We start from the raw sequence: 24200 nt of genomic DNA, 5'->3' as shown, positions 1-24200 counted from the left end.
CGGATCACCTGTGGCAGACGGCCTCGGCGAAGCCGCCGATGCGCTGGTGGAAGTAGACGCTGATGATCTCCTCGTGGAGCGCCTCGCCGTCCAGGGTGGGGGCGACGCTCTCCGGCGTGCCCGGCACCGGCTCGACGAGACCTCGGTCCATGAGGTCGGCGAAGACCCCCGCGAACGGCTCGTCACGGAAGAGCTCGACGCCGAACCGCCGCCGGAAGCGCCCCGCGTCGATGGGCTGGTTCGCCTTGAATGCGAAGCCGAGCACCATCCCGATCGCCTGGTAGCCCGCGAGGCGCCGTCCTGAGGCGAGCGGCAGCCCCGGGCCGTCCTTGAGGCGGCGCGCGTACCCGGAGATGTCGGCGATGTTGTGGGTCTGCACCACGGTGTCCCCGTCGCCGGTCAGCCAGCCGTACGCGCCGGGGCCGTACGCGATCATCGAGTCGTGCCGCTGCCACTTGTTCCGGGAGACCCGGGGGATGTTGCCGTCGGGGTAGACGCCGGGCCGGTTCCACCAGCCGCACGGGCTCGGATGGTAGCCGCCGTCGAGCAGCAGCTCCACGATGGCCTCGCGCATCGCGTAGGTCTCGCCGAGCGAGGGGAACAGGTGCTCCTCACGCAGCCGGGTCTTGACGCTCTCGACGTTCCACAGCGCTCGGTTGCCGATGCCCATCTTGGCCCGGTCGGCGTTGCGCAGCCGGTAGATGGTGATGGTGGGGACATCGAGGTCGATCAGGCGCCGGATGTCGTCGGCGACCCTGCCGGGCGTCTGGTGCGGCAGCCCGAACATCATGTCGACGTTGAACGGTTTCCCGGTGGCCCGCAGTTTGTCGATGGCCCGCAGCGACATGGCCGCGTCGTGGCCGCGCCCCGCGAACGCGTTGACCTCGCTCTGCAAGGACTGCACACCGACACTGAAGCGGTTGAAACCGATGGCGCAGGCCTCGGCGAGTTCGTCCCGCTGGAAGTTGTCGGGGTTTCCCTCAAGGGATATCTCGCAGTCGTCGGCGAGGGTGTAGTGGGCGCGTATGTGGTCGAGCAGACGCCGCAGTTGCTCCGTGCCGAGCAGCGAGGCGGTGCCGCCGCCCAGGTAGACGGACTCGACCGGGGCGTGCGCGAGCCAGGGGGCGTGGGCGAGGCGCCGGCCGGACTCGTCCAGCAGGAGATCCGTCCAGATCCGCGGCGCCGCCTCGCCCTCGGGGCCGTCGGCGACCTTGCGCTTGACGTAGTTGCAGAAGTGACAGATGTACGCGCACAGCGGCACATGGAAGTAGAGATGGGCGGGCCGGCCGGCTCCCGGATGGGTCCGCAGCGCCTCGGCGGTGTCCGAAATCGACAGCTGGTCACCGTAGTTGGCCGTCACGTTGATGTTGTACTCGTCCTGGCCGATCCGCAGCGCGGGGTTCTCCCTGAGCAGCCGCGCGAGTCCCGTACCGGGGCGCGGCGCGGTGCCCGTACCGGGGCGCAGTGCTGTGATGCCGGCCGAAGCAGCCGTCTTGCTCATCGCGACCTCGTCTCCTGAATCGGGAAGAACGGATGTCGAGCGAGCCTTTGCCGTCGGCGGGCCTTCCCGGCCCGCCCCTCAACGGGCCGGGAAGTGGTACACCGCTTCGTCACCTGCCGGCAAAGGCGTGGCGTCAGATCTCGACCTCGATGACCGTGGCCTCCGTGATGTTGGTGGCCTCCACCAGCGTCTCGGCGGGCGCGGTGGCCGAGGCGGCTCCGACGGCGCTCAGGGTCACGCCCTCCTGCCCCGGCTCCAGGTGAATGCGGATGACCTTCTTCTCTTCGGGCATGGTTGCCTTCCCTTCGGTGGAGGCGGCAGCGGTCGCGCCGCCGTGGGACAGGGACCCGCTCACTTCGTCGGGAGCGGGAGTCGGTTGGGGGCTGTCGGGTCGCCCGGGCTCGACCGACGGGGAGTCAGGGTGAGGCGGACGTTGCGCTGTTTGCGGGCGCGCCAGTAGCGGCCGGAGCGCAGCGTGAACTCCTGCAGGTACTCGGTGGCGCCGCAGCCCTTGGGGTCGCCGGTGATGTTCTTGGCCAGCGGCGGGCAGCGGAACTGGCACCAGATGTCCTCCGCGGCCACCGGGCACGAGCCGCACACCGAGTGGTCGCCGAAGCGGATGTCACGGAACTCGTCGAAGCCGTGCTCCCAGATCTCGGCGAACGACCTCTCGGTGGTGTTCCCGGCCTTGTAGAGCTGCCCCGACATGCAGTTGCTGCACGGGTACACATCGCCGCGGCTGTTGACGTAGACGACCGAGCGGCCGCACTTCTCCTGGCCCACCGCGCGCTCCAGGCGCTGGCAGAACTGGATGGTGTCGACCCCGCGGATCTCGTCGGCGGCGCGCCGCACGGGACCGGCGGGCGCCTCGACCGGCTCCTGGTCCGGCTCGGTGGAATACCGGTCCATGCACCGCTGGTAGACCTCGAAGACCTCGTCCACGTCCTCGGGGCGCAGCAGCATGTCCGGGTGGAGCAGGGCCCGGCCCACCGGGTGCGTCTCCAGCCACTGAGGGCGCGGATACCCGCGCTCGGCGCACCACTCGAAGATCTCCTCGGCGTCCTGGATGTTGTTGCGGTGGACGGAGATGGCGGTGCGGAACACATGCCCGTGCCTGCGCATCATCTCGAACGCGTGCTGGAGCTTGGGGAAGTCCATCCTGCCGCGGACGGTGCGCTCGGGATCGGCGGTGTCGAAGCTGATGAAGAACGACTGCCCTGCCGGGATCCGGGCGAGCTTCTCCTCGGTGACCAGCAGCCCGTTGGTGAAGATCTGCGTGCTGAAGGGCTTGCTGCGGGCGTGCTGGATGATCTCGACCGCGTCCCGGTGCGAGAAGATCTCACCACCCGTCAGAAACACCTGGAGTACGCCCATCTCCCCGAAGTCGTCCAGGAGTTGCTTGATACGGGGCGTGGAGATCTCGTCGGGCCTCTTGAGCGCGGAATCCGCGTAGCAGTGCCGACAGCGCAGATTGCAGAGGTTCGTGGTCTCCACGAAGGCGATGGCCGGGGCGGGCAGATGGAACCGGTCCAACGTCACCAGCGGGTCGACGAGCGCGTGGTGCATCAGCTCGGCGGCGCTCACCCTCTGTCCGGAGTTGTGACGCTCGATCAAGTCCCGTGCGGACGCGGCGAGGAACTCGACATGCCCGTTCGGCAGCAGAGCGACGATCCCGCCCTCGTTCACCTGGAAGGGAATCTTCTGCACGGGCCCTGCCTCTCCTGGTCATGGGATGGCGGAACATGTAAGTCAACGGATGTTGAACTCATGCTGTGATGAACTCTACGGAGGATGAATACCGTTGGCAAGGTGTGCCGTGCGGGCCGTGACGGCGGGCCGTGCGAGTGGCGCTGCCGGGCGGTGCGAGAAGGGAACCGCTCCAGCGGTGCGGCCCGCGGTGACCGGGCCCGCGGTGACCAGGCGACTCCGCGCGCCTGTGGTGCGACCGGCGGAGTGGGTGACACGCTGGGTGTATGAACATCCCTTTCCTGGGCAACTGGCGCAAGAAACGCGGCCTCGCCTTCGGCGTCGCGGTGTTCTCCGACGGCGAGAGCGATCCCGAGGGCATCGCCGAGCTGCTCTCCGAGTGCGAGCTGCTGCGCTCCCAGGCGCACCAGGCGGGAGTCGAACTCGACGACTCCACGGCCTCGTTGGAGGCCCTGGATCAACTGGTCCCGCGCTGGCGCGACGACGAGGAGAGCCTGCCCTGGCTCGGCAATGACGCCGGCCTCTACCTCGGCACCGTGATCGTGCGTACGGTCCCCGGCGCGGCCTGGGAGATCTGGCCCAACGGTCAGCCCGTGGTGCGGCTGACCTCCGGCCGTGAGATCGATGTGGTCACGGTCGGTCACGCGTGGGCGTCCAGCGGTGTCCCCGAACTCTCGCAGCTCTACGCCGAGGTCGCCGAGGGGTAGTCGATGGGTTCGGCGGTGACCCCATCGTGTTAAATACGGCTAATGCCCGAAAGTGCGTGTCGCGTAATAGGTCCGTTCTTGTCTGGATAGTTTGCGGCGACTGCGACACAGCTGAGAGTGGGTAGAGCTGGGCATGGCCGTCGATCCTCTGATCGAGCTGCATGACGTGAACAAGTACTTCGGGGCGCTGCATGTCCTGCAGGACATCAACCTCACCGTCGGCAAGGGGGAGGTGGTCGTGATCATCGGCCCGTCGGGGTCGGGCAAGTCGACACTGTGCAGAACGATCAACCGTCTGGAGACCATCGAGTCGGGGACGATCAAGCTCGACGGTCAGCCGCTCCCGGCCGAGGGCAAGGCCCTCGCCAAGCTCCGCGCCGAGGTCGGCATGGTCTTCCAGTCCTTCAACCTCTTCGCGCACAAGACGGTCCTGCAGAACGTCTCACTGGCCCAGATCAAGGTCCGCGGCCGCAAGAAGGAGGAGGCCGACAAGCGCTCCCGCGAACTGCTCGACCGCGTGGGCCTAGCCTCACAGGCCCCGAAATACCCGGCGCAGCTCTCCGGCGGCCAGCAGCAGCGCGTGGCCATCGCCCGCGCCCTCGCCATGAACCCCAAGGCGCTGCTCTTCGACGAGCCGACCTCGGCCCTCGACCCCGAGATGATCAATGAGGTCCTGGAGGTCATGCAGCAACTCGCGCGCGACGGCATGACCATGGTCGTCGTCACCCACGAGATGGGCTTCGCGCGCTCCGCCGCCAATCGCGTGGTCTTCATGTCGGACGGCCGCATCGTCGAGGACCGCACCCCCGAGGAGTTCTTCACCAACCCGCGCAGTGACCGCGCCAAGGACTTCCTCTCCAAGATCCTCAAGCACTGACCGGGGGAGCGCACCGCATGATCCGTACGACACGTGTCTGCCGTGCCCTCGCGGCGTTCACGGCGCTGATCGCCACGGCCGCCGTCACCGCCTGTGGCAAGGAGGGCAGCCCGCCCGTCAAGGGCCCCGCCGCCGACAAACTGCCCACCTATCAAGTGGACCACGGATTTCAGCTCCCGCAGTCGCCCACCTGGAAGCGGGCCAAGAAGCGCGGGTACTTCACCGTCGGCGCCAAGGAGGACCAGCCCTACCTGGGCGAGAAGGACCCGGCGACCGGCACCTACTCCGGCTTCGACATCGAGATCGCCAAGATGATGTCGGCCTCCCTCGGCTTCGCCCCGAAGACGATCCGCTTCAGGACGATCGCCTCCGCCAACCGTGAAACCGCCCTGCAGAACGGCCAGATCGACTACTACGTCGGCACCTACACCATCAACGACCTGCGCAAGAAGCTGGTCGGCTTCGCGGGCCCCTACTACATGGCGGGTCAGTCCCTGCTGGTGCGCAAGGACGAGAACGACATCCACGGCCCCCAGGACCTCGCCGGCAAACGCGTCTGCTCGGCGGCCGGTTCGACCCCGTACCAGCGCATCAAGACCGACTATCCGAGAGCGACGCTCGTCGCGTACGACACGTACTCGGTGTGCGTCGACAACCTGCTGACCTACCAGGTCGACGCCGTCACCACCGACGACGCGATCCTGATCGGCTACGCGGCGAAGGTGCCCGACGAACTCAAGGTCGTCGGCAAGCCCTTCTCCGAGGAGCCGTACGGCATTGGTGTACCGCGCGGCGACAACGCGCTGCGGTTCGCGCTCGACGACGCATTGGAGGCCCGCGAGAAGAACGGCGACTGGAAGAAGGCGTACGAGGCGACGCTCGGCCTCTCCGGCGTGCCCGCGCCCACCCCGCCCCCGATCGACCGCTACCCGGCGAGCTGAAGGGACGAGCGGCCGCATGAACGTACTGACAGACAACTTCTCCATCTTCGCCGAAGGATTCCTCGGCACGGTCGAACTCACCGTCTACGCCTCCGCGCTGGCCCTCGCACTCGGCTTCGTCATGGCCTCGTTCCGGGTCGCCCCGGTCAGCTCCCTGCGGGTCTTCGGCACGGTGTGGGTGACCGTGCTGCGCAACACCCCGCTCACCCTGCTCTTCTTCGCGGTGCTGCTCGGCCTGCCGCGCTTCGGACTCGTGCTGCCCTTCAAGGTGTTCGCGATCCTGGCGCTCGGCTGCTACACCTCGGCCTTCATCTGCGAGGCGCTGCGCTCCGGCATCAACACCGTGCCCAAGGGACAGGGCGAGGCCGCCCGCAGCCTCGGCATGACGTTCCACCAGACACTGTCCATGGTCGTCCTGCCGCAGGCGTTCCGTTCGGTGATCCCGCCGGTCGGTTCCACACTCATCGCGCTCGCCAAGAACTCCGCGATCGCGGGGGCGTTCAGCGTCACCGAGCTGCTCGGCACCTACAAGACACTCAGCGAGCTCGGCTACAACATCGTCTGGACCTTCTTCTGGATCGCCGTCGGATACCTGATCATCACCCTCACCATCAGCGCGATCTTCAACGTCCTCGAAAAGCGCTGGGGAGTACCCCGATGACCGCCAACCCCGTCGAGTCCACCGCCCTTTACGACATCCCCGGTCCCCACACACGTCGGCGGCACCGGATGTACGGGGTCGTGTCCACCGTTCTGATCCTCGCCCTGATCGGCTGGGTCCTGTATCTCCTGTTCGACACCGAGCAGTTCACGTACACGAAGTGGATGCCCTTCGAGTACAAGGGCATCCAGGAGCTGCTGCTGCGGGGGCTGGGCAACACGCTCAAAGCCTTCGCGATGGCCGCGGTGCTCTCGCTGACGCTGGGCACCGTGCTCGCCACGGGACGGCTCTCCGACCACCGTCCGGTGCGCTGGATCTCCGCGATGGTCGTCGAGTTCTTCCGCGCCATGCCCGTGCTGGTGATGATCTTCTTCATCTTCGTGGCGCTGAAAGTGCAGCCGCTGCCCGCGCTGGTCGCGGGGCTGACCCTCTACAACGGCTCGGTGCTCGCCGAGGTCTTCCGCTCGGGCGTCAACTCCGTCGAACGCGGCCAGCGGGAGGCCGCGTTCGCGCTCGGGCTGCGCAAGACCCAGGTGATGACGTACGTCCTCGCGCCGCAGGCCGTACGGTCCATGCTGCCCACCATCATCAGCCAGCTCGTGGTGGCACTGAAGGACACCTCACTCGGCTATCTGATCACCTATGAGGAGTTCCTCCATGCCGGGAAGCTCATCGCCTCGAACCTCGACTACGATTTGCCGTTCATCCCCGTGGTGATGGTGATCTCACCGATCTACATCGGGATGTGCATGCTGCTCTCCTGGTTCGCCCAGTGGGTGTCCCGGTGGGAGCGGCGCAGTCCCAAGACCGAGGCCGTGGAGGTGGCACCGGCCGAACCAGGGACGCTGCTGCGCGGTGGGGTTCCCCCCACAGCCCCGCGACCGTAGGGGGAAAGCAGCAGCTCACAGGGCCAGACCCGGACGGCGGCAGCCGGAGATCACTGCTCGCGCAGGGGCACCGACACATATGAGGGGTCGTGTTCCGGCGAGGAGAAGGTCAGCTGCGCGCCGGACGGGTTGTGCTCGATGTAGAGCGGGTCGACCGTGTCGACGACCAGGGCGAGCCGATGCCCTGCCGGGACGTCGTAGGCCGTGGAGTAGAGCTCCAGGTCGAGGCCGAACGGCTTTCCGGGCGTCTGCCCGTGGAAGGTGTACGGCGCGTTGCTGACCAGCTTGCCGAGGCCGAGCGGGCCCACGTCGTAGAGGTAGGCGACGAGGGTGCCGCTCTCCTTGGTCCCGGTGACCGTGGTGTGCAGTGTGACGGTGCCGCGCACCTGTTGGGCGCTCGTGTACTTCTCCGACTGCCACACGGCCGCCCAGTAGCGCGGCAGCAGCGGGATCGACGCCATCGGGGGCAGCTGGGCGAGCTGGTCGAGGATGCTGGACAGGAAGATGACCCCGCCGTCCGCGCCCGAGTCGACGTTCGTGTGGATGGTCTTGGTGCCGGCCAGGGAAATCTTCTTCGTGGTCGGGCCGACGGACTTCCAGTCCGGGTAGCCCTCGTAGCCGCCCGCGGAACGGGACTTGAGCTGGACCGGCTGCTCGCGATCGATGCCGTTGTCCTCGCCCTTGAGGTAGTGGTCGAACCAGCGGCCGGTGTCCGTCCACACGTCGTTGGGGAGTCCGAACAGTCCGGTCAGCTCAGCTGTGGCGTGGTCGCCGGGCCGGTACTCCAGCCTCTTCGGTCCGGTCAACTCCTCGTAGAACTTCACGTATTGGTTCGGAGGGAAGATCGTGTCGCCCCAGCCGTTGGCCAGCATGATCGCCGCCCCATTGGCGTTGAGCTGATCGATGTAGGTCTCGGGGGAACGTTTCTTCCCCCAGGCGATGATCTCTTGTTCCTTGGAGAGGTCCGAGGCGAAGAAGTCCTTGAAGATCTGCTGGAGTTCGGCGCTGGGGTGACCGGTGATCGTTCCGGCGCCGTCCAGCAGGGCGGCCGCCTGGGCGTGCTGGGTGCGGCCCGAGTAGATCGAGTCGATGAGGTCGGCCCAGCCGCTGAGGGCGGCAACCGCCTTGATCCGCTTGTCGTGCGCGGCGGCGAGCAGGCTGATGCCGGCGCCGTACGACATCCCAGCCATGCCGACCTTCTGTGCGTCGGAGGGGGTGTTCGCCAGCGCCCAGTCGATCACCCGGGACGCGTCTGCCACGTCCGGGGGGCCTGCCACTTCTATCTCCCCGCCGGATTGCCAGAAGCCCCGGACGTTGTAACTGACCACCACGTAGCCGGTGTTCGCGAGCTTCTGGGCCTGTACGAGGTACTCGGCCTGCGGCAGGCCCCAGCTCGTCGGCAGCACGATGAGCGGGTAGTCGCGGGCGCCGTCGGCGCCCGCGGGGGTGACGACGTTGGCCTTGAGGACGGTGCCGCCGTCTCCGGAGATGTCGACGAAGCGAAGGCCCGTCGTGCCGGTGGAGGCCTGGGCGGCGGGGGCCATACCGAGGCCGGCGGTGGCGATCAGCGTCGCGGAGACGGCTCCGACGGCGGACGTACGCAGGGCGTTGCGACCGTGTCCCACGGGTCACTCCTCACTCGTGTCAGCGCAAAGTGACCCGACGGTAACCTTGGTCGCTTACCGGAAGTAACCCGTCAGTAAGTTACGTGCGGGTAACGATTGTTGAGGTGTTTATTTCGTGAGTAATGAGGTGGCTTTCAGTGTGGCGCGACCCGCTGAAGTGCTCATTCCCCGCGCAAGTTGAACCGCTCATTCCCCGCGCAAGTTGAATTGCTCGTTCCCTGCACGTCGGCGTCCGGTGTCTTCGGCTTCACCTCGGATCGCATGCGCGTGGACCCTTAAGAGGTCGCCCGGTGTGAATTGCGCGGGGACGCGGGCGTGGGCAGCGGAGTCTGGGCGGTCCGGGTGACGTCCGCGACGACTTCGACGACGTCGGGGCCGTACGCCTGGGAGTTCACGACCTTCAGGAGCAGGATGAAGGACTTGTCGCCGTGCTTGCGCGCGAGGCGTTCGTGATTGCGGGCGAGATAGCGGGTCGCCGCCTGGTTGGTGATCGCGCGCTGGCCGCAGAAGAGGAAGACCGGTCTGGTCAGGCCCGGTTGGCCGGCGGTCAGGCGGGCGAGCAGCACGTACTCACTCACACCGGCGTCCATGCGGTAGCGCTCGGTGCCTATCTGGAAGGCGAGACGATCCGGGCCGGGCTCCGGGTCGGTGTTCACGCGCACGCCCGGCATCATGGCCTGCATGTGGGCGGCCATCCGGCGATTCGATCCGGGACCGCCGACGCAGAACTCCGTGCGCTCCCCGAAGCCCTGCCGCGCCGCGTCCTGGGTGACCATCTCGGCGTGCGCGTTGCAGTCCTTGATCAGTGCGGACAGCTCCAGCAGCGCGAACACGTCATAGCGGTGCACCGCCAGGTCGGCGCTGCCCGCGTCGCGGTTCACCACCAGCAGCGACTCGGAGTTGTCCGGCAGCCCGAAGAACGCCTGCTTGCGGCGGAGCTTGCGCCTCCATACATACGTACGGGCGAGCCAGCCGAGCGCGGCACTGATGCCGGCGGCGACCAAGCCGAGGACGAGATTGCGCACGTCGTCGTTCATGGGCGCGCATATTAGCGGGCTTGCGGACCCGTGTTCGAGGGGGTCCTGACGCGGGCATGGCAGTGCGGTTACGCTGCGCGGACGGCTGTTGACTGGAGGTACGGATGCGTCGCCCTCTTGCGCGGAATCTGGCGGTCTTGGCGGTTTCGGCCGCGGTGGTGTCGGTCGGCGCGGCTGCGCCGCCTTCTTCCCCCCACGCTTCGGTTGACAAGGTTCCGGTAGCCGTCGGTTACGGCGGCGCCGTGGCGAGCGTCGACGCGGATGCTTCCGCGGCCGGGATCGAGGTCCTGAAGAAGGGCGGCAACGCCGTGGACGCGGCGGTCGCCACTGCGGCTGCCCTCGGTGTCACCGAGCCCTACTCGTCCGGCATCGGCGGAGGCGGCTACTTCGTCTACTACGACGCCAAGGCGCGTACGGTGCACACGATCGACGGTCGCGAGACGGCGCCGCTCACGGCCGACTCGGGGCTGTTCCTGGAGAACGGGAAGCCACTCGCCTTCGCGGACGCCGTCACCAGCGGACTCGGCGTGGGCACACCGGGCACGCCCGCCACCTGGCAGACGGCTCTCGACGAGTGGGGCAGCAGACGGCTGGGCAGCGTGCTGAAGCCCGCCGAGCGCATCGCCCGCGACGGATTCACGGTCGACGCGACCTTCCGCTCCCAGACCGAGTCCAATCAGGCCCGCTTCAGGAACTTCCCGGACACCGCCGAGCTGTTCCTGCCGGGCGGCACGCTTCCGGTCGTCGGCTCCACGTTCAAGAACCCCGATCTGGCGCGTACATACGAGGAGCTGGGCAAGGAGGGCGTCGACGCGATCTACGACGGCGACCTCGGCCAGGAGATCGTCGACACCGTGAACAAGCCGCCGGTGGATCCGGGTTCGGGCTACAACGCACGGCCGGGCAGGCTGTCCCTGGAGGACCTGGCGGAGTACGAGGCGAAGCGGCAGGCGCCGACCCGGACCACGTACCGCGGTCTCAAGGTCTACTCGATCGCGCCCTCCTCCTCGGGCGGCACCACGGTCGGCGAGGCCCTCAACATCCTTGAGAAGAGCGATCTCTCGAAGGCGAGCGAGGCGCAGTACCTGCACCGCTCCATCGAGGCGAGCCGGATCGCTTTCGCGGACCGGGGCCGCTGGGTGGGTGACCCGGCCTTCGAGGACGTGCCGACGAAGGGACTTCTGTCGCAGAAGTACGCGGACTCGCGGGAATGCCTGATCAAGGACGACGCGGTGCTGACGAGCCCCCTGGCGCCGGGTGACCCGGGCAACCCGGCGGCCTGCTCCACCGCCGGAACGGCCGCCCCGACGACGTACGAGGGCGAGAACACCACGCATCTGACGGTGGCCGACAAGTGGGGCAACGTCGTCGCGTACACGCTGACCATCGAGCAGACCGGCGGCAGCGGTATCACCGTGCCGGGCCGCGGCTTCATCCTCAACAACGAGCTGACGGACTTCTCCTTCACGCCCGCGAGCCCGGACGTCCACGACCCGAACCTGCCCGGACCCGGCAAGCGGCCGCGCTCGTCCATCTCGCCGACGATCGTGCTCGACCGCGCCAACCAGCCCGTGGTGGCGCTCGGTTCGCCGGGCGGCGCGACCATCGTCACGACCGTGCTGCAGACGCTGACGGAGTTCCTGGACCGAGGGCTGCCCCTGGTGGACGCGATAGCCGCCCCCCGCGCCAGCCAGCGCAACCAGACCACCACCGAACTCGAACCAGCCCTGTGGAACAGCCCTCTGAAGGCCCAGCTGGAGTCCATCGGCCACGCCTTCCGCCAGAACCCGGAAATCGGCGCGGCGACCGGCGTCCAACGCCTCCCGAACGGCACGTGGCTGGCAGCCGCGGAGAAGGTGCGGCGCGGCGGTGGCTCGGCCATGGTGGTCCGGCCCGCGTCGTAGCGGCCCATGCCCGTGCGGGCAGCGTTCTGGGAGGTCGGAACACTGCCCGCGCGATGGTCGGTGGGCTGGTCGGGCATGCCGGGGACGGCTAGGGGGTCAGCGCGCCGTCAGGATGCGGGGCCCCGCCTCGGTGATGGCCACGGTGTGTTCCGCATGGGCCGCGCGCGAGCCGTCGTTCGTACGGAGGGTCCAGCCGTCGGGGGCCGCGTGGTAGCCGTTGGTGCCGCCGCCGATGAGCATGGGCTCGATGGCGAGGACCATGCCGTGACGCAGGGGGAGGCCACGGCCGGGTCGGCCCTCGTTCGGGACGGACGGGTCCTCGTGCATATGGCGGCCCACGCCGTGGCCGCCGAAGCCGTCCGGGATGCCGTACCCGGCCGCGCGGCACACCGTGCCGATGGCGTGCGCGATGTCGCCGATGCGGTTGCCGACGACGGCGGCCTCGATGCCGGCCGCGAGGGCCCGCTCCGCGGTCTCGATCAGGCGTACGTCGGCGGCGCGCGGCCTCCCGACGATGAAGCTGATCGCCGAGTCGCCCACCCAGCCGCCCAGTTCGGCACCGAAGTCCATGGAGACCAGGTCCCCGTCGCGCAGCCGGTAGCCGTTCGGGATGCCGTGCACGATCGCGTTGTTCACGGAGGCGCAGAGGACCGCCGGGAAGGGGGTGGGCGCGAAGGAGGGGCGGTAGCCGAGGAAGGGGGAGCGCGCGCCCGCGTCCCGCAGGACCTGGTGCGCCACTTCGTCCAGCTCCAGCAGCGAGACGCCGACGTCGGCTGCTTCCCGTACCGCCGTGAGCGCCCTGCCCACGACCTGGCCCGCCGCGTACATCTCGTCGATCGATGTGTCCGTCTTCAGTTCCACCATGCCAATTACTATACCGGTATTAGAATGGTGGCATGGTACGCACCCCCCTGACCCCGGAAGAGCGGGAACGCGGCGAGCGGCTCGGCCGACTGCTGCGCGACGCCCGCGGTGACCGCAGCATGGCGGAGATCGCGGCGGTCGCCGGGATCTCGGCCGAGACGCTGCGCAAGATCGAGACCGGGCGGGCGCCCACCCCCGCCTTCTTCACGGTGGCGGCGCTGGCGCGGGCGCTCGGCCTGTCGATGGACGACCTCGTGGTGCGGTGCGCGTTGGCGCGCGTGGCGTGAGACGCGGTCCGATCGCCGACCGCCGGGCGGGGGAGGCGAGTAGGGTCTCCTGACAGCTGCGACCCCGGAGGGCCGCACACCGGTTTCATCCAACCCGGAGATCTCTGCGTCCGGCCCGAAAACTCCTTGTAGCCGTCTCGTAACACGGCTGGTGTTTTCTACCAGACCGGAACACTCCATTCGGGCGGGGAGTCGTGTGATGGCTGTAGAACAACTCCCGGGTCAAGTGCGGGAGTTCGCAAGGTACCTGACCGGGCTGATGGAACGGCTCGATCGGGGCGGCGGCTGGTGCGGGGTGTTCTGGCAGCGCGATCCCGACGGCATGCGGGCCTGTCTGGACGGCTGGGAGGTCCCGCCCTGGGACGTCGTGGAGGCGCTGCTCCAGGACCTCGCCGCGGAGTACGGCGACCGGGCCGCCGACCAGGAGGCCGACCGGGCCCGCGCCCTGCACGGCGCCTCGCTGGCCGCGTACGACGGCCGGCCCGGAGGCTTCGACGCCCTCAGCGACCGCCTCGACGTGATGCACCGGGAACAGCGCTACGCGGCCGAGCGCCAGGCCGAGCTGGGCCGGCTGCTCCACTCGGCCCGCTCCCAGGAGGAGGCCGAGTCGATCCGGCTCGACCTCGCCTGGGCCCATGACGACCACGAACGCGCCACGGCCCGCTGCAGCGAGCTCCGCCACCGCATGGAGAACCTCGACCGCCGCCAGCAGTACACCCACGGGCAGGGCGCACTTGACTTCACGGCCGGGCCCGCCGGGGACGTGTTCCGGGTACGGCAGCCCGAGGACGGGGTGCATACAGCAGGCCGTCCGACGGCCCGGCCGGGCCCTGGAGAAGGGCCCACCCCCGGGCCGTCATCGCCCCGCCACCCCTCGACCATTCCCGAGCAGACCGGCCCGCGCTCCCCTCTCGCGGACCCGTCCGTGCCGGAGCAGCGCGCCGCGGGCTCCGCCTTCGCGGACACGGCGTCGCCGGACCGTCCGGCGGCCTCACGTCCCGACGCGTACGCCCCCCACGCACAGGGCGACCACGACCGGCCCCCGGCCCGGGCCCCGGAGCCGACACCCGCCACCCCCAAGCAGCGCTCCAAGCGTCGCCCCCGAGGCAGCGCACGCTTCGCCGGAATGATGGAGCCGGAGGCGGCCCCCATGGCCGTACCCGAGGTGGCGCCGCCCGCCCCGGCCCCGACCGCGCGGAGCGGCCGTACTCCCCGAGGCGCCCGCTTCGCGGGAGCGGCCGAGGAGCCCGCGCAGCCGCGCACGGAGCCGCTGGACGACGGGGCGCGGCGGGCCACCGCCGAGACCGTCGAGACGCTGATACGGCTGCGGAGCGAGGGCCGGAGCGGCGAGGCGCACGCCGTCCTCGTCGAGGCCGCGTACTGGCCCGCCGCCCGTTTCCCCCTGCTCGCCGCGGAGCTGCACCGCGCGGGCCTGGACGCCGACTGGGCCACCCTGCTGTGGGAGGCGGCCTCGCTCCCCGCCGACCGGCTGGTCGCCGCCGCGGACGCGCTCGTCGCGGCGGGCCGGACGGCCGACGGGCAGCAGATGCTGCGCCAGGGCGTCGTCCGGCCCGCGCCGGAGATCGGGACCGCGGTGCTGGGCCTCGCCGAGGAGGGCCGCCGGCGCGAGATCGACGCACTGCTCGACGCGTACGTCCGCATGCGCACCCCGGAGGAGGCGGCCCGCAGCGTGGAAGCGGACCCGCAGCGGCTGGTGCCGCTCCTCCTGGAGGCCGCCCAGGGCGTCTCGGACGAACGTCACTGGGACCTCGTCCACGCTCTGCGGGTAGCCGGCTTCACCGCGTGACCGGATCCGTCGCTCACCCACAGGAGTGTGAAACGTGATCGACTCAGCGGGTTAACGACGATGGTCTTGGCAAGGCTCTCCGAGGGGCTTACTTTCGAGCCTCTACAGCCTTTGTCTACGGGCGTAGAGGCTCTCTGACGTCCCGTCGAAGGAGCAGCTCATGGCCAACGTCGTACGTGCCGCTCTGGTCCAGGCCACCTGGACAGGCGATACCGCATCCATGGTCGCCAAACACGAGGAACACGCCCGCGAGGCGGCCCGGCAGGGCGCCAAGGTCATCGGATTCCAGGAAGTCTTCAACGCTCCCTATTTCTGCCAGGTCCAGGAGCCCGAGCACTACCGCTGGGCGGAGCACGTGCCCGACGGGCCCACCGTCACTCGGATGCGGGAACTCGCCCGCGAGACCGGCATGGTCGTCGTGGTGCCCGTCTTCGAGGTCGAGCAGTCCGGCTTCTACTTCAACACCGCGGCCGTGATCGACGCCGACGGCACGTACCTCGGCAAGTACCGCAAGCATCACATCCCCCAGGTGAAGGGCTTCTGGGAGAAGTACTACTTCAAACCGGGGAACCTGGGCTGGCCCGTCTTCGACACCGCCGTAGGCAAGATCGGCGTGTACATCTGCTACGACCGCCACTTCCCGGAGGGCTGGCGGCAACTCGGTCTGAACGGCGCCCAGCTCGTCTACAACCCGTCCGCCACCTCCCGCGGCCTGTCCGCCTACCTCTGGCAGCTGGAACAGCCCGCCGCGGCCGTCGCCAACGAGTACTTCATCGCGGCGATCAACCGTGTGGGCGAGGAGGAGTACGGGGACAACGACTTCTACGGGACGTCGTACTTCGTCGACCCGCGCGGCCAGTTCGTGGGGGAGACGGCGAGCGACAAGGCCGAGGAACTCGTCGTCCGCGACCTCGACTTCGACCTGATCGAGGAAGTCCGGCAGCAGTGGGCGTTCTACCGCGACCGACGACCCGACGCGTACGAAGGGCTGGTGCAGCCGTGAGCGACCTGTACGCACGTCACAAGGCCGTCATGCCCGACTGGCTCGCCCTCTACTACGAGGACCCGATCGAGATCACCCACGGCGAGGGCCGGCACGTCTGGGACGCCGAGGGCAACAGGTACCTCGACTTCTTCGGCGGCATCCTTACCACGATGACCGCGCACGCGCTGCCCGAGGTGACGAAGGCCGTCAGCGAGCAGGCCGGGCGGATCATCCACACCTCGACGCTCTACCTCGACCGGCCGATGGTCGACCTCGCCGAGCGGATCGCCCAACTCTCCGGCATCCCGGACGCGCGCGTCTTCTTCACCACCTCCGGCACCGAGGCCAACGACACGGCCCTGCTGCTCGCCACCGCCTACCGGCAGAGCAACCAGATCCTGGCGATGCGCAACAGCTACCACGGCCGCTCGTTCAGCGCGGTCGGCATCACCGGCAACAAAGCCTGGTCGCCGACCTCCCTCTCGCCGCTCCAGACGCTGTACGTCCACGGTGGCGTCCGCACGCGCGGTCCGTACGCCGATCTCGCTGACGCCGAGTTCATCGCGGCCTGCGTCGACGACCTGGTGGACCTGCTCGGCCACATCCGCCCGCCGGCGGCCCTGATCGCCGAACCGATCCAGGGTGTCGGCGGCTTCACCGCGCCGCCCGACGGCCTGTACGCGGCCTTCCGCGAGGTCCTGGACGAGCGCGGCATCCTCTGGATCGCCGACGAGGTGCAGACCGGCTGGGGCCGAACCGGCGAGCACTTCTGGGGCTGGCAGGCGCATGCCGCGTCGGGGCCGCCGGACATGCTGACCTTCGCCAAGGGCATCGGCAACGGCATGTCCATCGGCGGCGTCGTCGCCCGCGCCGAGATCATGAACTGTCTCGACTCCAACTCCATCTCCACCTTCGGCGGCTCGCCGGTCACGATGGCGGCGGGGCTCGCGAACCTCACGTACCTCCTCGAACACGACCTGCAGGGCAACGCCCGGCGCGTCGGCGGTCTGCTCATCGAGCGGCTGCGGGCGATCGCCGCGCAACTGGACGGCGTACGCGAGGTGCGCGGGCGCGGCTTGATGATCGGCGTCGAGCTGGTCAGGCCCGGCACCGACGAGGCGAACCCGGAGGGTGCCGCGGCCGTGCTCGAGGCGGCCCGCGAAGAAGGCCTGTTGATCGGCAAGGGCGGCGGTCACAACACCAGCGTGCTGCGCATCGCACCGCCGCTGTCCCTCACCGTCGCGGAGGCGGAGGAGGGCGCGGCGATTCTCGAGCGCGCGCTGAGGTGTACCCGGTAAGAGAACCTGAGCAAGGGACTTCGTCGCCATGACCACCGCCTTGGAACCCGCCCTGTCGGTACGCCAGGTCCTCACCCTGGACCGGGTGCTCGCCGGAGAGCCCGAGGTGGTGGCCGGCGCGGGCCATCTCGACCGGCCCGTGCGCTGGGTGCACGTGGCCGAGGCCGCCGACGTGGGCGTGATGCTCAGCGGCGGCGAAATGGTGCTCACCACCGGGGTGTTGCTCGCCGGCGACCCCGACGCGCAGGCCGAGTACATCCGCTCGCTGCACCGCGCGGAGGCGGCGGCCGTCGTCCTCGGACTCGGCCGCGCCTTCCCGGCGCCACCGGACGTGATGCGCCGGGCGGCCGAGCGCTGCGGGCTGCCCATGGTGGTGCTCCACCGGCCCTTCCCCTTCGCCGAGTTGACGGAGGAGGTCCAGTCCCGGCTGGTCAGAAGCAAGTTCGCGGCCGTGAGTCTGTCCGAGGCCGTACGGACCGCGCTCACCGGACTCATCACAGCGGGCGCCCCGCTGCAGCGGATGCTCGACGAGATCGCCGGGCACGCCGCCTGCCCCGTCGTCGTCACCAACCTCGCCCACCGGGTCCTGGCCACGGCGGGGGAGCGGTCCGCCGTCGACGACGTGCTGCGCGACTGGGAGCGCATCGCCCGGCAGGCGGGCGGCAGCGAGGGCGACGGCTGGATCCGCGCCGAGCTGGGCGGGCGCGGCGAGCGCTGGGGCCGCATCGTGCTGTGCGGATACCGCGGCGAGGGCGCGACGGGGCGGCTGCTCGCCGACCGGGCCGCCGAGTCCCTGGTCCTGCACCGGATGCTCGGCGGCTCCGTGCACACCTGGGAGGAGGAGTCCGCGCAGAGCCTGCTGACCGACCTGGTGAGCGGTGTCGTACCCGCCCGGCAGCTGCTGCCGAGGGCGCGCGCGGCCGGGCTGCCCGTCAACCGGCGGGCGTTCGTGCCGCTCGTGGTGCGGGACGGCGATCCGGTCCAACTGGACCGTGTCCTGCGTCTGTTGGGGCTACCCGGACTCGTCGCCGAGCTGGCCGACGGGGCCACCGCCGTACTGCTCAGCCTCGCCCGCGACCAGGACGGGGAGGCGCTGGCGGCGCACTTCGCGCTGCGGCTGCGCCACGAGACCGGCGCCCGTACGACGGTGGCCGCCGCCTCTCCCCATACTGCCTGGGACGACGTCCCCGGCGGCCTGCGCGAGGCCCTGCACGTCGCCGAGGCCGCCGCCGACGCACCCGCCGACCAGGACGAGCCGCTGCTCGTACGCCTGCGGGACGTCCATCTGCGCGGTCTGGTACGGCTGTTGCGGGACGATCCGCACGTCCAGTCCTTCGCCGAGCGGGAGTTGGACGGTCTGTTGTGCGGCGCCGACGCCGAGTCGGAGCTGCTGCCCGTGCTGCGGACGTATCTCGCAACCGGCCGCAACAAGTCGCGCACCGCGCAACTCCACCACGTCAGCAGGCCCGCCCTGTACCGGCGTCTGGAGGCCATAGAGGCCCGTCTCGGCGTCGACCTCGATGACTTCGAGCAGGCGGCGTCCGTCCACATCGCGCTGCTCGCGCACGACGCCCAACAACGGTGAAGGCTCGACGCGCGACGACGGTGACGGCATGAGTGGCAACAACGGTGAAGGCTCGACGCGCGACGACGGTGACGGCATGAGGCGCAACAACGGTGAAACACAGCACGACACAGGTGAAACATGGGACGACGCGGGGGTGACACCGTGGAACGGCACAGCGCTTCAGACGTGACATGGTGCAACTCAAAGCCACCGTCCGGGCTTCCTAGGCTCCTCGCACACCGAGCGACCGGAGGTCCCGATGAGCAGAGTGATCCGCGCCGCCGTCTTCCAGACCGCATGGACCGGCGACAAGGAATCGATGATCCAGGTCCACGAACAGGCGGCCCGCGACGCGGCCGCGCAGGGCGCGCAGGTCCTGTGCTTCCAGGAGCTGTTCTACGGACCCTACTTCTGCCAGGTCCAGGACAAGGCGTTCTACGAGTACGCCGAGCAGATCCCCGAAGGCCCGATCGTCCGGCGCTTCCAGGCGCTGGCCAAGGAACTCGGCATCGTCCTCGTGCTGCCGATGTACGAGGAGGAGCAGCCCGGCGTCCTCTACAACACCGCGGCGGTGATCGACGCCGACGGCTCGTACCTGGGCAAGTACCGCAAGACCCACATCCCTCAAGTGCCGGGATTCTGGGAGAAGTTCTACTTCCGGCCGGGCAACTCCGGCTGGCCGGTCTTCGACACCGCGGTCGGAAGGATCGGTGTCTACATCTGCTACGACCGGCACTTCCCGGAGGGCTGGCGTGCGCTGGGCCTCGCGGGTGCCGAGATCGTCTTCAACCCGTCGGCCACCTCGCGCGGTCTGTCCGGCTACCTCTGGCAGCTGGAGCAGCCGGCCGCGGCCGTCGCCAACGAGTACTTCGTGGGCGCGATCAACCGGGTGGGCGTCGAGGAGTACGGCGACAACGACTTCTACGGGACCTCGTACTTCGTCGACCCGGAAGCCCAGTTCGTCGGCGAGGTGGCCGGCGACAAGGAGACGGAACTCGTCGTCCGCGACCTGGACCTGGCCAAGCTCCGCGAGGTGCGCGACCGGTGGCAGTTCTACCGCGACCGTGCTCCGGGCACCTACGGGCCGCTGACCGCGCCGTAGTCGCCGGCCTCCCGCGGGCCCGGACCGCGGGAGGCCGGGCCCGCGGGACCGTGTTCCTTCCCGGGGCCGCGGCTCCCGGGGACAACCTCCGGACCCCCGGCCGGAACAGTGTCGACCGCAGCTCTCAACAGCAATCGGATTCCCTCAGTGCACGCACGACCGGAAGGAGAGGGAGCATGAGCCGTACCGTCATCCGTGGTGGCCTCGTCATCACCGCGTCCGACGAGATCCACGCCGACGTCCTGATCGAGGACGGCCGGATCGCGGCTCTCGCCGCGACCGGCACCCCGGCGGCCGAGTCGTGGACGGCCGAACGGGTCATCGACGCCACCGGAAAGTACGTCATCCCGGGCGGCGTCGACGCCCACACCCACATGGAACTGCCGTTCGGCGGCACCTTCGCCTCCGACACCTTCGAGACGGGCACCCGGGCCGCGGCCTGGGGTGGCACCACCACCATCGTCGACTTCGCGGTGCAGAGCGTCGGCCACTCGCTGCGCGAGGGTCTCGACGCCTGGAACGCCAAGGCCGACGGCAAGTGCGCCATCGACTACGCCTTCCACATGATCGTCTCCGACGTGAACCAGGAGACGCTCAAGGAGATGGACCTGCTGGTCGAGGAGGGCGTCACCTCCTTCAAGCAGTTCATGGCCTACCCAGGTGTCTTCTACAGCGACGACGGCCAGATCCTGCGCGCCATGCAGCGCTCCGCCGAGAACGGCGGTCTGATCATGATGCACGCCGAGAACGGCATCGCGATCGATGTGCTGGTCGAGCAGGCGCTCGCCCGCGGGGAGACCGATCCCCGCTATCACGGGGAGGTCCGCAAGGCACTGCTCGAAGCCGAGGCCACCCACCGCGCCATCAAGCTCGCACAGGTCGCGGGCGCCCCGCTGTACGTCGTGCACGTCTCGGCGCAGGAGGCAGTCGCCGAGCTGGCACGGGCGCGCGACGAGGGCCTGAACGTCTTCGGCGAGACCTGCCCGCAGTACCTGTTCCTGTCCACCGACAACCTGGCCGAGCCGGACTTCGAGGGCTCGAAGTACGTCTGCAGTACGCCCCTTCGCCCCAAGCAGCACCAGGCGGCGCTGTGGCGTGGACTGCGTACGAACGACCTCCAGGTCGTCTCCACCGACCACTGCCCCTTCTGCTTCGTGGGCCAGAAGGAGCTCGGCCGCGGCGACTTCTCGAAGATCCCCAACGGCCTTCCGGGCGTCGAGAACCGCATGGACCTGCTCCACCAGGCCGTCGTCGACGGGCACATCTCGCGCCGCCGCTGGATCGAGATCGCCTGCGCGACCCCGGCGCGGATGTTCGGCCTGTACCCGAAGAAGGGCACCATCGCGCCCGGCGCCGACGCCGACATCGTCATCTACGACCCGCACGCCGAGCAGGTCATGTCGGTCGAGACGCACCACATGAACGTCGACTACTCGGCGTACGAGGGCAAGCACGTCACCGGCCGTGTCGAGTCCGTGCTCTCACGCGGCGAACCGGTCATCACCGAGCGGGAGTTCACCGGACGTGCCGGCCACGGCGTCTACACGCCCCGCTCCACCTGTCAGTACCTTCTCTGAGCGACTAGGAGTGGCGCCATGGACTTCGGACTCGTGCTGCAGACCGACCCCCCTGCCTCCCGCGTCATCGAGCTGATGAAGCGGGCCGAGGGCAACGGCTTCACCTACGGCTGGACCTTCGACTCCGCCGTGCTGTGGCAGGAACCCTTTGTGATCTATAGCCAGATCCTCGCGAACACCGAGAAGTTGACGGTGGGCCCGATGGTCACCAACCCGGGCACCCGCACCTGGGAGGTCACCGCCTCCACCTTCGCGACGCTCAACGACATGTACGGCAATCGCACGGTGTGCGGCATCGGCCGCGGCGACTCGGCGATGCGCGTCGCCGGCCGCAAGCCCAACACCCTCGCCCGGATCAGCGGGGCGATGAAGGTGATCCGGGCGCTCGGGCGGGGCGACGAGGCCGACCTCGGCGGCACTGTCATCAGGTTCCCGTGGGTCAAGCCCGGCGCCGAACTCCCTGTCTGGATGGCCGCGTACGGCCCGAAGGCGCTGAAAATGACCGGTGAGGAGGCCGACGGTTTCATCCTGCAGCTCGCGGATCTGTACCTGACCGAGTACATGGTCAAGGCAGTGAAGAACGCTGCCGCCGAGGCCGGGCGTGACCCCTCCGACGTCAAGATCTGCGTCGCCGCGCCCGCGTACATCACCAAGGACGACTCGCCGGAGGCGCTCGCCCACGCGCGCGAGCAGTGCCGCTGGTTCGGCGGCATGGTCGGCAATCACGTCGCCGACCTCGTCGCCAAGTACGGCGAGCACTCGGCCGCCGTACCCGACGAGCTCACCGAGTACATCAAGGCCCGCGAGGGCTACGACTACTCCCACCACGGGCGCGCCGACAACCCCGACACCGCCTTCGTGCCCGACGAGATCGTCGACCGGTTCTGCATCATCGGCCCGGCCGAGAAGCACATCGAGAAGCTCAACGCGCTGCGCGAGCTCGGCGTCGACCAGTTCGCGGTGTACGACATGCACGACGCGCAGGAGGCGACCATCGACGCGTACGGGACGAAGGTCATCCCGGCGATCAACGGCTGACCGCGCACCAGGGCCCTGCCGCGGCTCAGGCGATCAACGGCTGACCGCGCACCAGGGCCCTGCCGGGGCTCCCGCTCCCTCCCCGAACGTCCCCTTCCCGCCGTCCCGGGAAGGGGACCGGCCCCACCCGCTCACCCCCCACGGCGTCACCCGCACGGCCTCTCCCGTCCCTCTCCTCATCTGATTGGCCTGCCCATGACCGAGACCGTCCCCCCGGACAGCCCGCCCGCCGCTCAAGTCACGCTCCCCGACGGCCGGGTGGAGATCGCGCCCGACGCCCCGGCGCCGAGCGGCCCCTACGCGAACGAGGACCTGCTGCCGGTCCCGGTCGAGAAGCGCACCTGGACCACCTACAACTTCTCGGCGCTGTGGGTCGGCATGGCCCACAACACCGCTTCCTGGACGCTGGCCTCCGGTCTGATAGCCGTCGGCATGGACTGGAAGCAGGCCGTGCTCACCATCGCGCTGGCCAACCTGATCGTGCTCGTCCCGATGCTGCTCACCGGGCACGCCGGACCCAAGTACGGCATACCGTTCCCGGTCTTCGCGCGCGCCTCCTTCGGTGTCCGCGGCGCCAACCTTCCCGCTGTCGTCAGGGCGTTGGTGGCCTGCGGCTGGTTCGGCATCCAGACCTGGATCGGCGGCGAGGCGATCTACTTCCTCGCCGGGAAGCTCTTCGGCGACGGCTGGAAGAACGCGTCCGAGGTCGGGGGCTACGCCTGGACCATGTGGCTGTCGTTCGCGATCTTCTGGGTGCTCCAGGTCGCCATCATCTACCGGGGCATGGAGACGATCCGCCGCTTCGAGAACTGGGCCGCGCCCTTCGTCCTCGTCGGCGCCGGTGTGATGCTGTGGTGGATGAGCAGCAAGGCGGGCGGCTTCGGCCCGCTGCTCGACCAGCCCTCCAAGCTGGGCTGGGGCGGCGACTTCTGGAAGCTGTTCTGGCCCTCTCTCATGGGCATGATCGGCTTCTGGTCCACGCTGTCGCTGAACATCCCGGACTTCACCCGGTACGGCAAGAGCCAGAAGGCGCAGACCTGGGGTCAGGCGCTCGGTCTGCCGACCACGATGACGCTCTTCGCCTTCCTGTCGGTCATGGTCACCTCGGGTTCGCAGGCCGTGTACGGCAAGGCGATCTGGGACCCGGTCCAGCTGGCCGCCAAGACGGACAACGTCGCCGGCATCCTCTTCGCCCTGGTCACCGTGCTGGTCGCGACCCTGTCCGTGAACATCGCGGCCAACCTGGTCTCGCCCGCGTTCGACTTCTCCAACATCGCGCCGCGAAAGATCAACTTCCGCACCGGCGCCCTCGCCACCTGCGTCCTCGGCGTGCTGATCTTCCCCTGGAAGCTGTACTCCGACCCGCAGGGCTATATCTTCACCTGGCTCGGTCTGGTCGGTGGTCTGCTCGGTACGGTCGCCGGCATCCTCATCGCCGACTACTGGATCCTGCGCCGCACCAAGCTCGACCTCGCCGACCTGTACCGCACGGGCGGCCGCTACTGGTACGACGGTGGCTGGAACTGGCGGGCCGTCGTCGCCTTCGTCACCGGCGGCGTCCTCGCCATCGGCGGCGCCGACTTCCATCCGCTGATCGATGGCCGGCCCATCCCTGCGCTGGAGTCGCTGGCCGACTACGGGTGGGCGGTCGGACTCGGTACGTCGATGGTTCTGTACGTGGTGCTGATGCTGCTGCGGGGCAAGGAGAAGGCCACTGTCTGACGTATCCGACTTAGGTGTTCTTGAGTAGAGCCGACCGCTTCGTCCGGGTCGGCTCTACTGCGTTCTGTCGGGTCTGTCCCGGTTTTCAGGTCCTGTTCCGGTCTTC

22 protein-coding genes are annotated in these 24200 nt (G+C 69.1%); 16 read left to right on the top strand and 6 right to left on the bottom strand.

All coding sequences use genetic code 11. From position 1 onward, the window contains the following. Positions 1-4: 4 nt before the first annotated feature. From IEY95_RS44515 to IEY95_RS44505, 3 genes are all read right to left on the bottom strand, one after another. The gene (locus IEY95_RS44515; RefSeq protein ID WP_189192007.1) at positions 5-1501 is read right to left on the bottom strand and encodes a coproporphyrinogen-III oxidase family protein; all 1497 of its coding nucleotides are present in this window, start codon (positions 1499-1501) and stop codon (positions 5-7) included. A gap of 133 nt (positions 1502-1634) precedes the next feature. Continuing rightward, positions 1635-1793 (bottom strand): hypothetical protein, encoded by a 159-nt coding sequence (locus tag IEY95_RS44510; RefSeq protein WP_189192006.1) that lies wholly within the window; start codon positions 1791-1793, stop codon positions 1635-1637. 59 nt (positions 1794-1852) lie between these two features. Further along, positions 1853-3208 carry a radical SAM/SPASM domain-containing protein gene (locus IEY95_RS44505; protein ID WP_189192005.1) on the bottom strand — a complete coding sequence of 452 codons (1356 nt, stop codon included), beginning with the start codon at positions 3206-3208 and terminating at the stop codon, positions 1853-1855. 266 nt (positions 3209-3474) lie between these two features. Between IEY95_RS44505 and IEY95_RS44500 the strand changes: the two genes are divergently transcribed. From IEY95_RS44500 to IEY95_RS44480, 5 genes are all read left to right on the top strand, one after another. Next, positions 3475-3915 carry a DUF6278 family protein gene (locus tag IEY95_RS44500; protein ID WP_189192004.1) on the top strand — a complete coding sequence of 147 codons (441 nt, stop codon included), beginning with the start codon at positions 3475-3477 and terminating at the stop codon, positions 3913-3915. A 133-nt stretch (positions 3916-4048) separates the two neighbouring features. Further along, positions 4049-4792 (top strand): amino acid ABC transporter ATP-binding protein, encoded by a 744-nt coding sequence (locus IEY95_RS44495; RefSeq protein WP_189192003.1) that lies wholly within the window; start codon positions 4049-4051, stop codon positions 4790-4792. Between the two features lie 17 nt (positions 4793-4809). Beyond that, complete coding sequence (locus IEY95_RS44490; protein ID WP_189192002.1) at positions 4810-5733, top strand: glutamate ABC transporter substrate-binding protein; 924 nt, start codon at positions 4810-4812, stop codon at positions 5731-5733. A gap of 16 nt (positions 5734-5749) precedes the next feature. After that, a complete protein-coding gene (locus tag IEY95_RS44485) occupies positions 5750-6394 on the top strand; it encodes an amino acid ABC transporter permease (protein WP_189192001.1) in 645 nt (214 codons plus the stop codon). After that, positions 6391-7281, top strand: a complete 891-nt coding sequence (locus tag IEY95_RS44480; protein ID WP_189192000.1) for an amino acid ABC transporter permease — start codon at positions 6391-6393, stop codon at positions 7279-7281. Before IEY95_RS44485 ends, IEY95_RS44480 begins: the two co-directional genes overlap by 4 nt. A 50-nt stretch (positions 7282-7331) precedes the next feature. Here IEY95_RS44480 and IEY95_RS44475 read toward each other — a convergent pair whose 3' ends face one another. Both IEY95_RS44475 and IEY95_RS44470 read right to left on the bottom strand, forming a co-directional pair. Continuing rightward, positions 7332-8906 (bottom strand): CocE/NonD family hydrolase, encoded by a 1575-nt coding sequence (locus tag IEY95_RS44475; RefSeq protein ID WP_189191999.1) that lies wholly within the window; start codon positions 8904-8906, stop codon positions 7332-7334. 275 nt (positions 8907-9181) lie between these two features. After that, the gene (locus IEY95_RS44470) at positions 9182-9943 is read right to left on the bottom strand and encodes a hypothetical protein (RefSeq protein ID WP_189191998.1); all 762 of its coding nucleotides are present in this window, start codon (positions 9941-9943) and stop codon (positions 9182-9184) included. A 104-nt stretch (positions 9944-10047) separates the two neighbouring features. Between IEY95_RS44470 and ggt the strand changes: the two genes are divergently transcribed. Then, the gene (gene ggt / locus IEY95_RS44465; RefSeq protein WP_189191997.1) at positions 10048-11847 is read left to right on the top strand and encodes a gamma-glutamyltransferase; all 1800 of its coding nucleotides are present in this window, start codon (positions 10048-10050) and stop codon (positions 11845-11847) included. 96 nt (positions 11848-11943) lie between these two features. Here the strand turns inward: ggt and map are convergent, their stop codons facing one another. Next, a complete protein-coding gene (gene map / locus IEY95_RS44460; protein WP_189191996.1) occupies positions 11944-12711 on the bottom strand; it encodes a type I methionyl aminopeptidase in 768 nt (255 codons plus the stop codon). 32 nt (positions 12712-12743) lie between these two features. Between map and IEY95_RS44455 the strand changes: the two genes are divergently transcribed. The 10 genes from IEY95_RS44455 to IEY95_RS44410 all read left to right on the top strand — a co-directional run bounded on the left by IEY95_RS44455 (position 12744) and on the right by IEY95_RS44410 (position 24094). After that, entirely contained in the window at positions 12744-12998 is a 255-nt protein-coding gene (locus tag IEY95_RS44455; RefSeq protein ID WP_189191995.1) for a helix-turn-helix domain-containing protein, read from the top strand. 199 nt (positions 12999-13197) lie between these two features. After that, positions 13198-14805: a hypothetical protein gene (locus IEY95_RS44450; RefSeq protein ID WP_189191994.1), complete on the top strand. Its 1608-nt coding sequence runs from the start codon at positions 13198-13200 to the stop codon at positions 14803-14805. A gap of 160 nt (positions 14806-14965) precedes the next feature. Then, positions 14966-15808: a nitrilase-related carbon-nitrogen hydrolase gene (locus IEY95_RS44445; protein WP_189191993.1), complete on the top strand. Its 843-nt coding sequence runs from the start codon at positions 14966-14968 to the stop codon at positions 15806-15808. Between the two features lie 29 nt (positions 15809-15837). Continuing rightward, positions 15838-17088 carry an aspartate aminotransferase family protein gene (locus IEY95_RS44440; protein ID WP_189192053.1) on the top strand — a complete coding sequence of 417 codons (1251 nt, stop codon included), beginning with the start codon at positions 15838-15840 and terminating at the stop codon, positions 17086-17088. Between the two features lie 28 nt (positions 17089-17116). After that, positions 17117-18673 carry a PucR family transcriptional regulator gene (locus IEY95_RS44435; RefSeq protein WP_189191992.1) on the top strand — a complete coding sequence of 519 codons (1557 nt, stop codon included), beginning with the start codon at positions 17117-17119 and terminating at the stop codon, positions 18671-18673. 28 nt (positions 18674-18701) lie between these two features. Beyond that, complete coding sequence (locus IEY95_RS44430) at positions 18702-18845, top strand: hypothetical protein (RefSeq protein WP_189191991.1); 144 nt, start codon at positions 18702-18704, stop codon at positions 18843-18845. Between the two features lie 69 nt (positions 18846-18914). Further along, entirely contained in the window at positions 18915-19757 is an 843-nt protein-coding gene (locus IEY95_RS44425; protein ID WP_189191990.1) for a nitrilase-related carbon-nitrogen hydrolase, read from the top strand. A 176-nt stretch (positions 19758-19933) separates the two neighbouring features. Beyond that, positions 19934-21334 carry a dihydropyrimidinase gene (hydA, locus tag IEY95_RS44420; RefSeq protein ID WP_189191989.1) on the top strand — a complete coding sequence of 467 codons (1401 nt, stop codon included), beginning with the start codon at positions 19934-19936 and terminating at the stop codon, positions 21332-21334. An 18-nt stretch (positions 21335-21352) separates the two neighbouring features. Continuing rightward, the gene (locus tag IEY95_RS44415) at positions 21353-22372 is read left to right on the top strand and encodes a TIGR03842 family LLM class F420-dependent oxidoreductase (protein ID WP_189191988.1); all 1020 of its coding nucleotides are present in this window, start codon (positions 21353-21355) and stop codon (positions 22370-22372) included. Between the two features lie 195 nt (positions 22373-22567). Beyond that, the gene (locus IEY95_RS44410; RefSeq protein WP_189191987.1) at positions 22568-24094 is read left to right on the top strand and encodes an NCS1 family nucleobase:cation symporter-1; all 1527 of its coding nucleotides are present in this window, start codon (positions 22568-22570) and stop codon (positions 24092-24094) included. Positions 24095-24200 lie beyond the last annotated feature (106 nt).

Origin of the sequence: Streptomyces albiflavescens (assembly GCF_014645835.1) — a bacterium.
In the GTDB taxonomy this organism is placed as follows: Bacteria; Actinomycetota; Actinomycetes; order Streptomycetales; family Streptomycetaceae; genus Streptomyces; species Streptomyces albiflavescens.
Note: the sequence above shows the minus strand (reverse complement) of the source record. Positions and strands in the feature narration are given on the sequence as shown.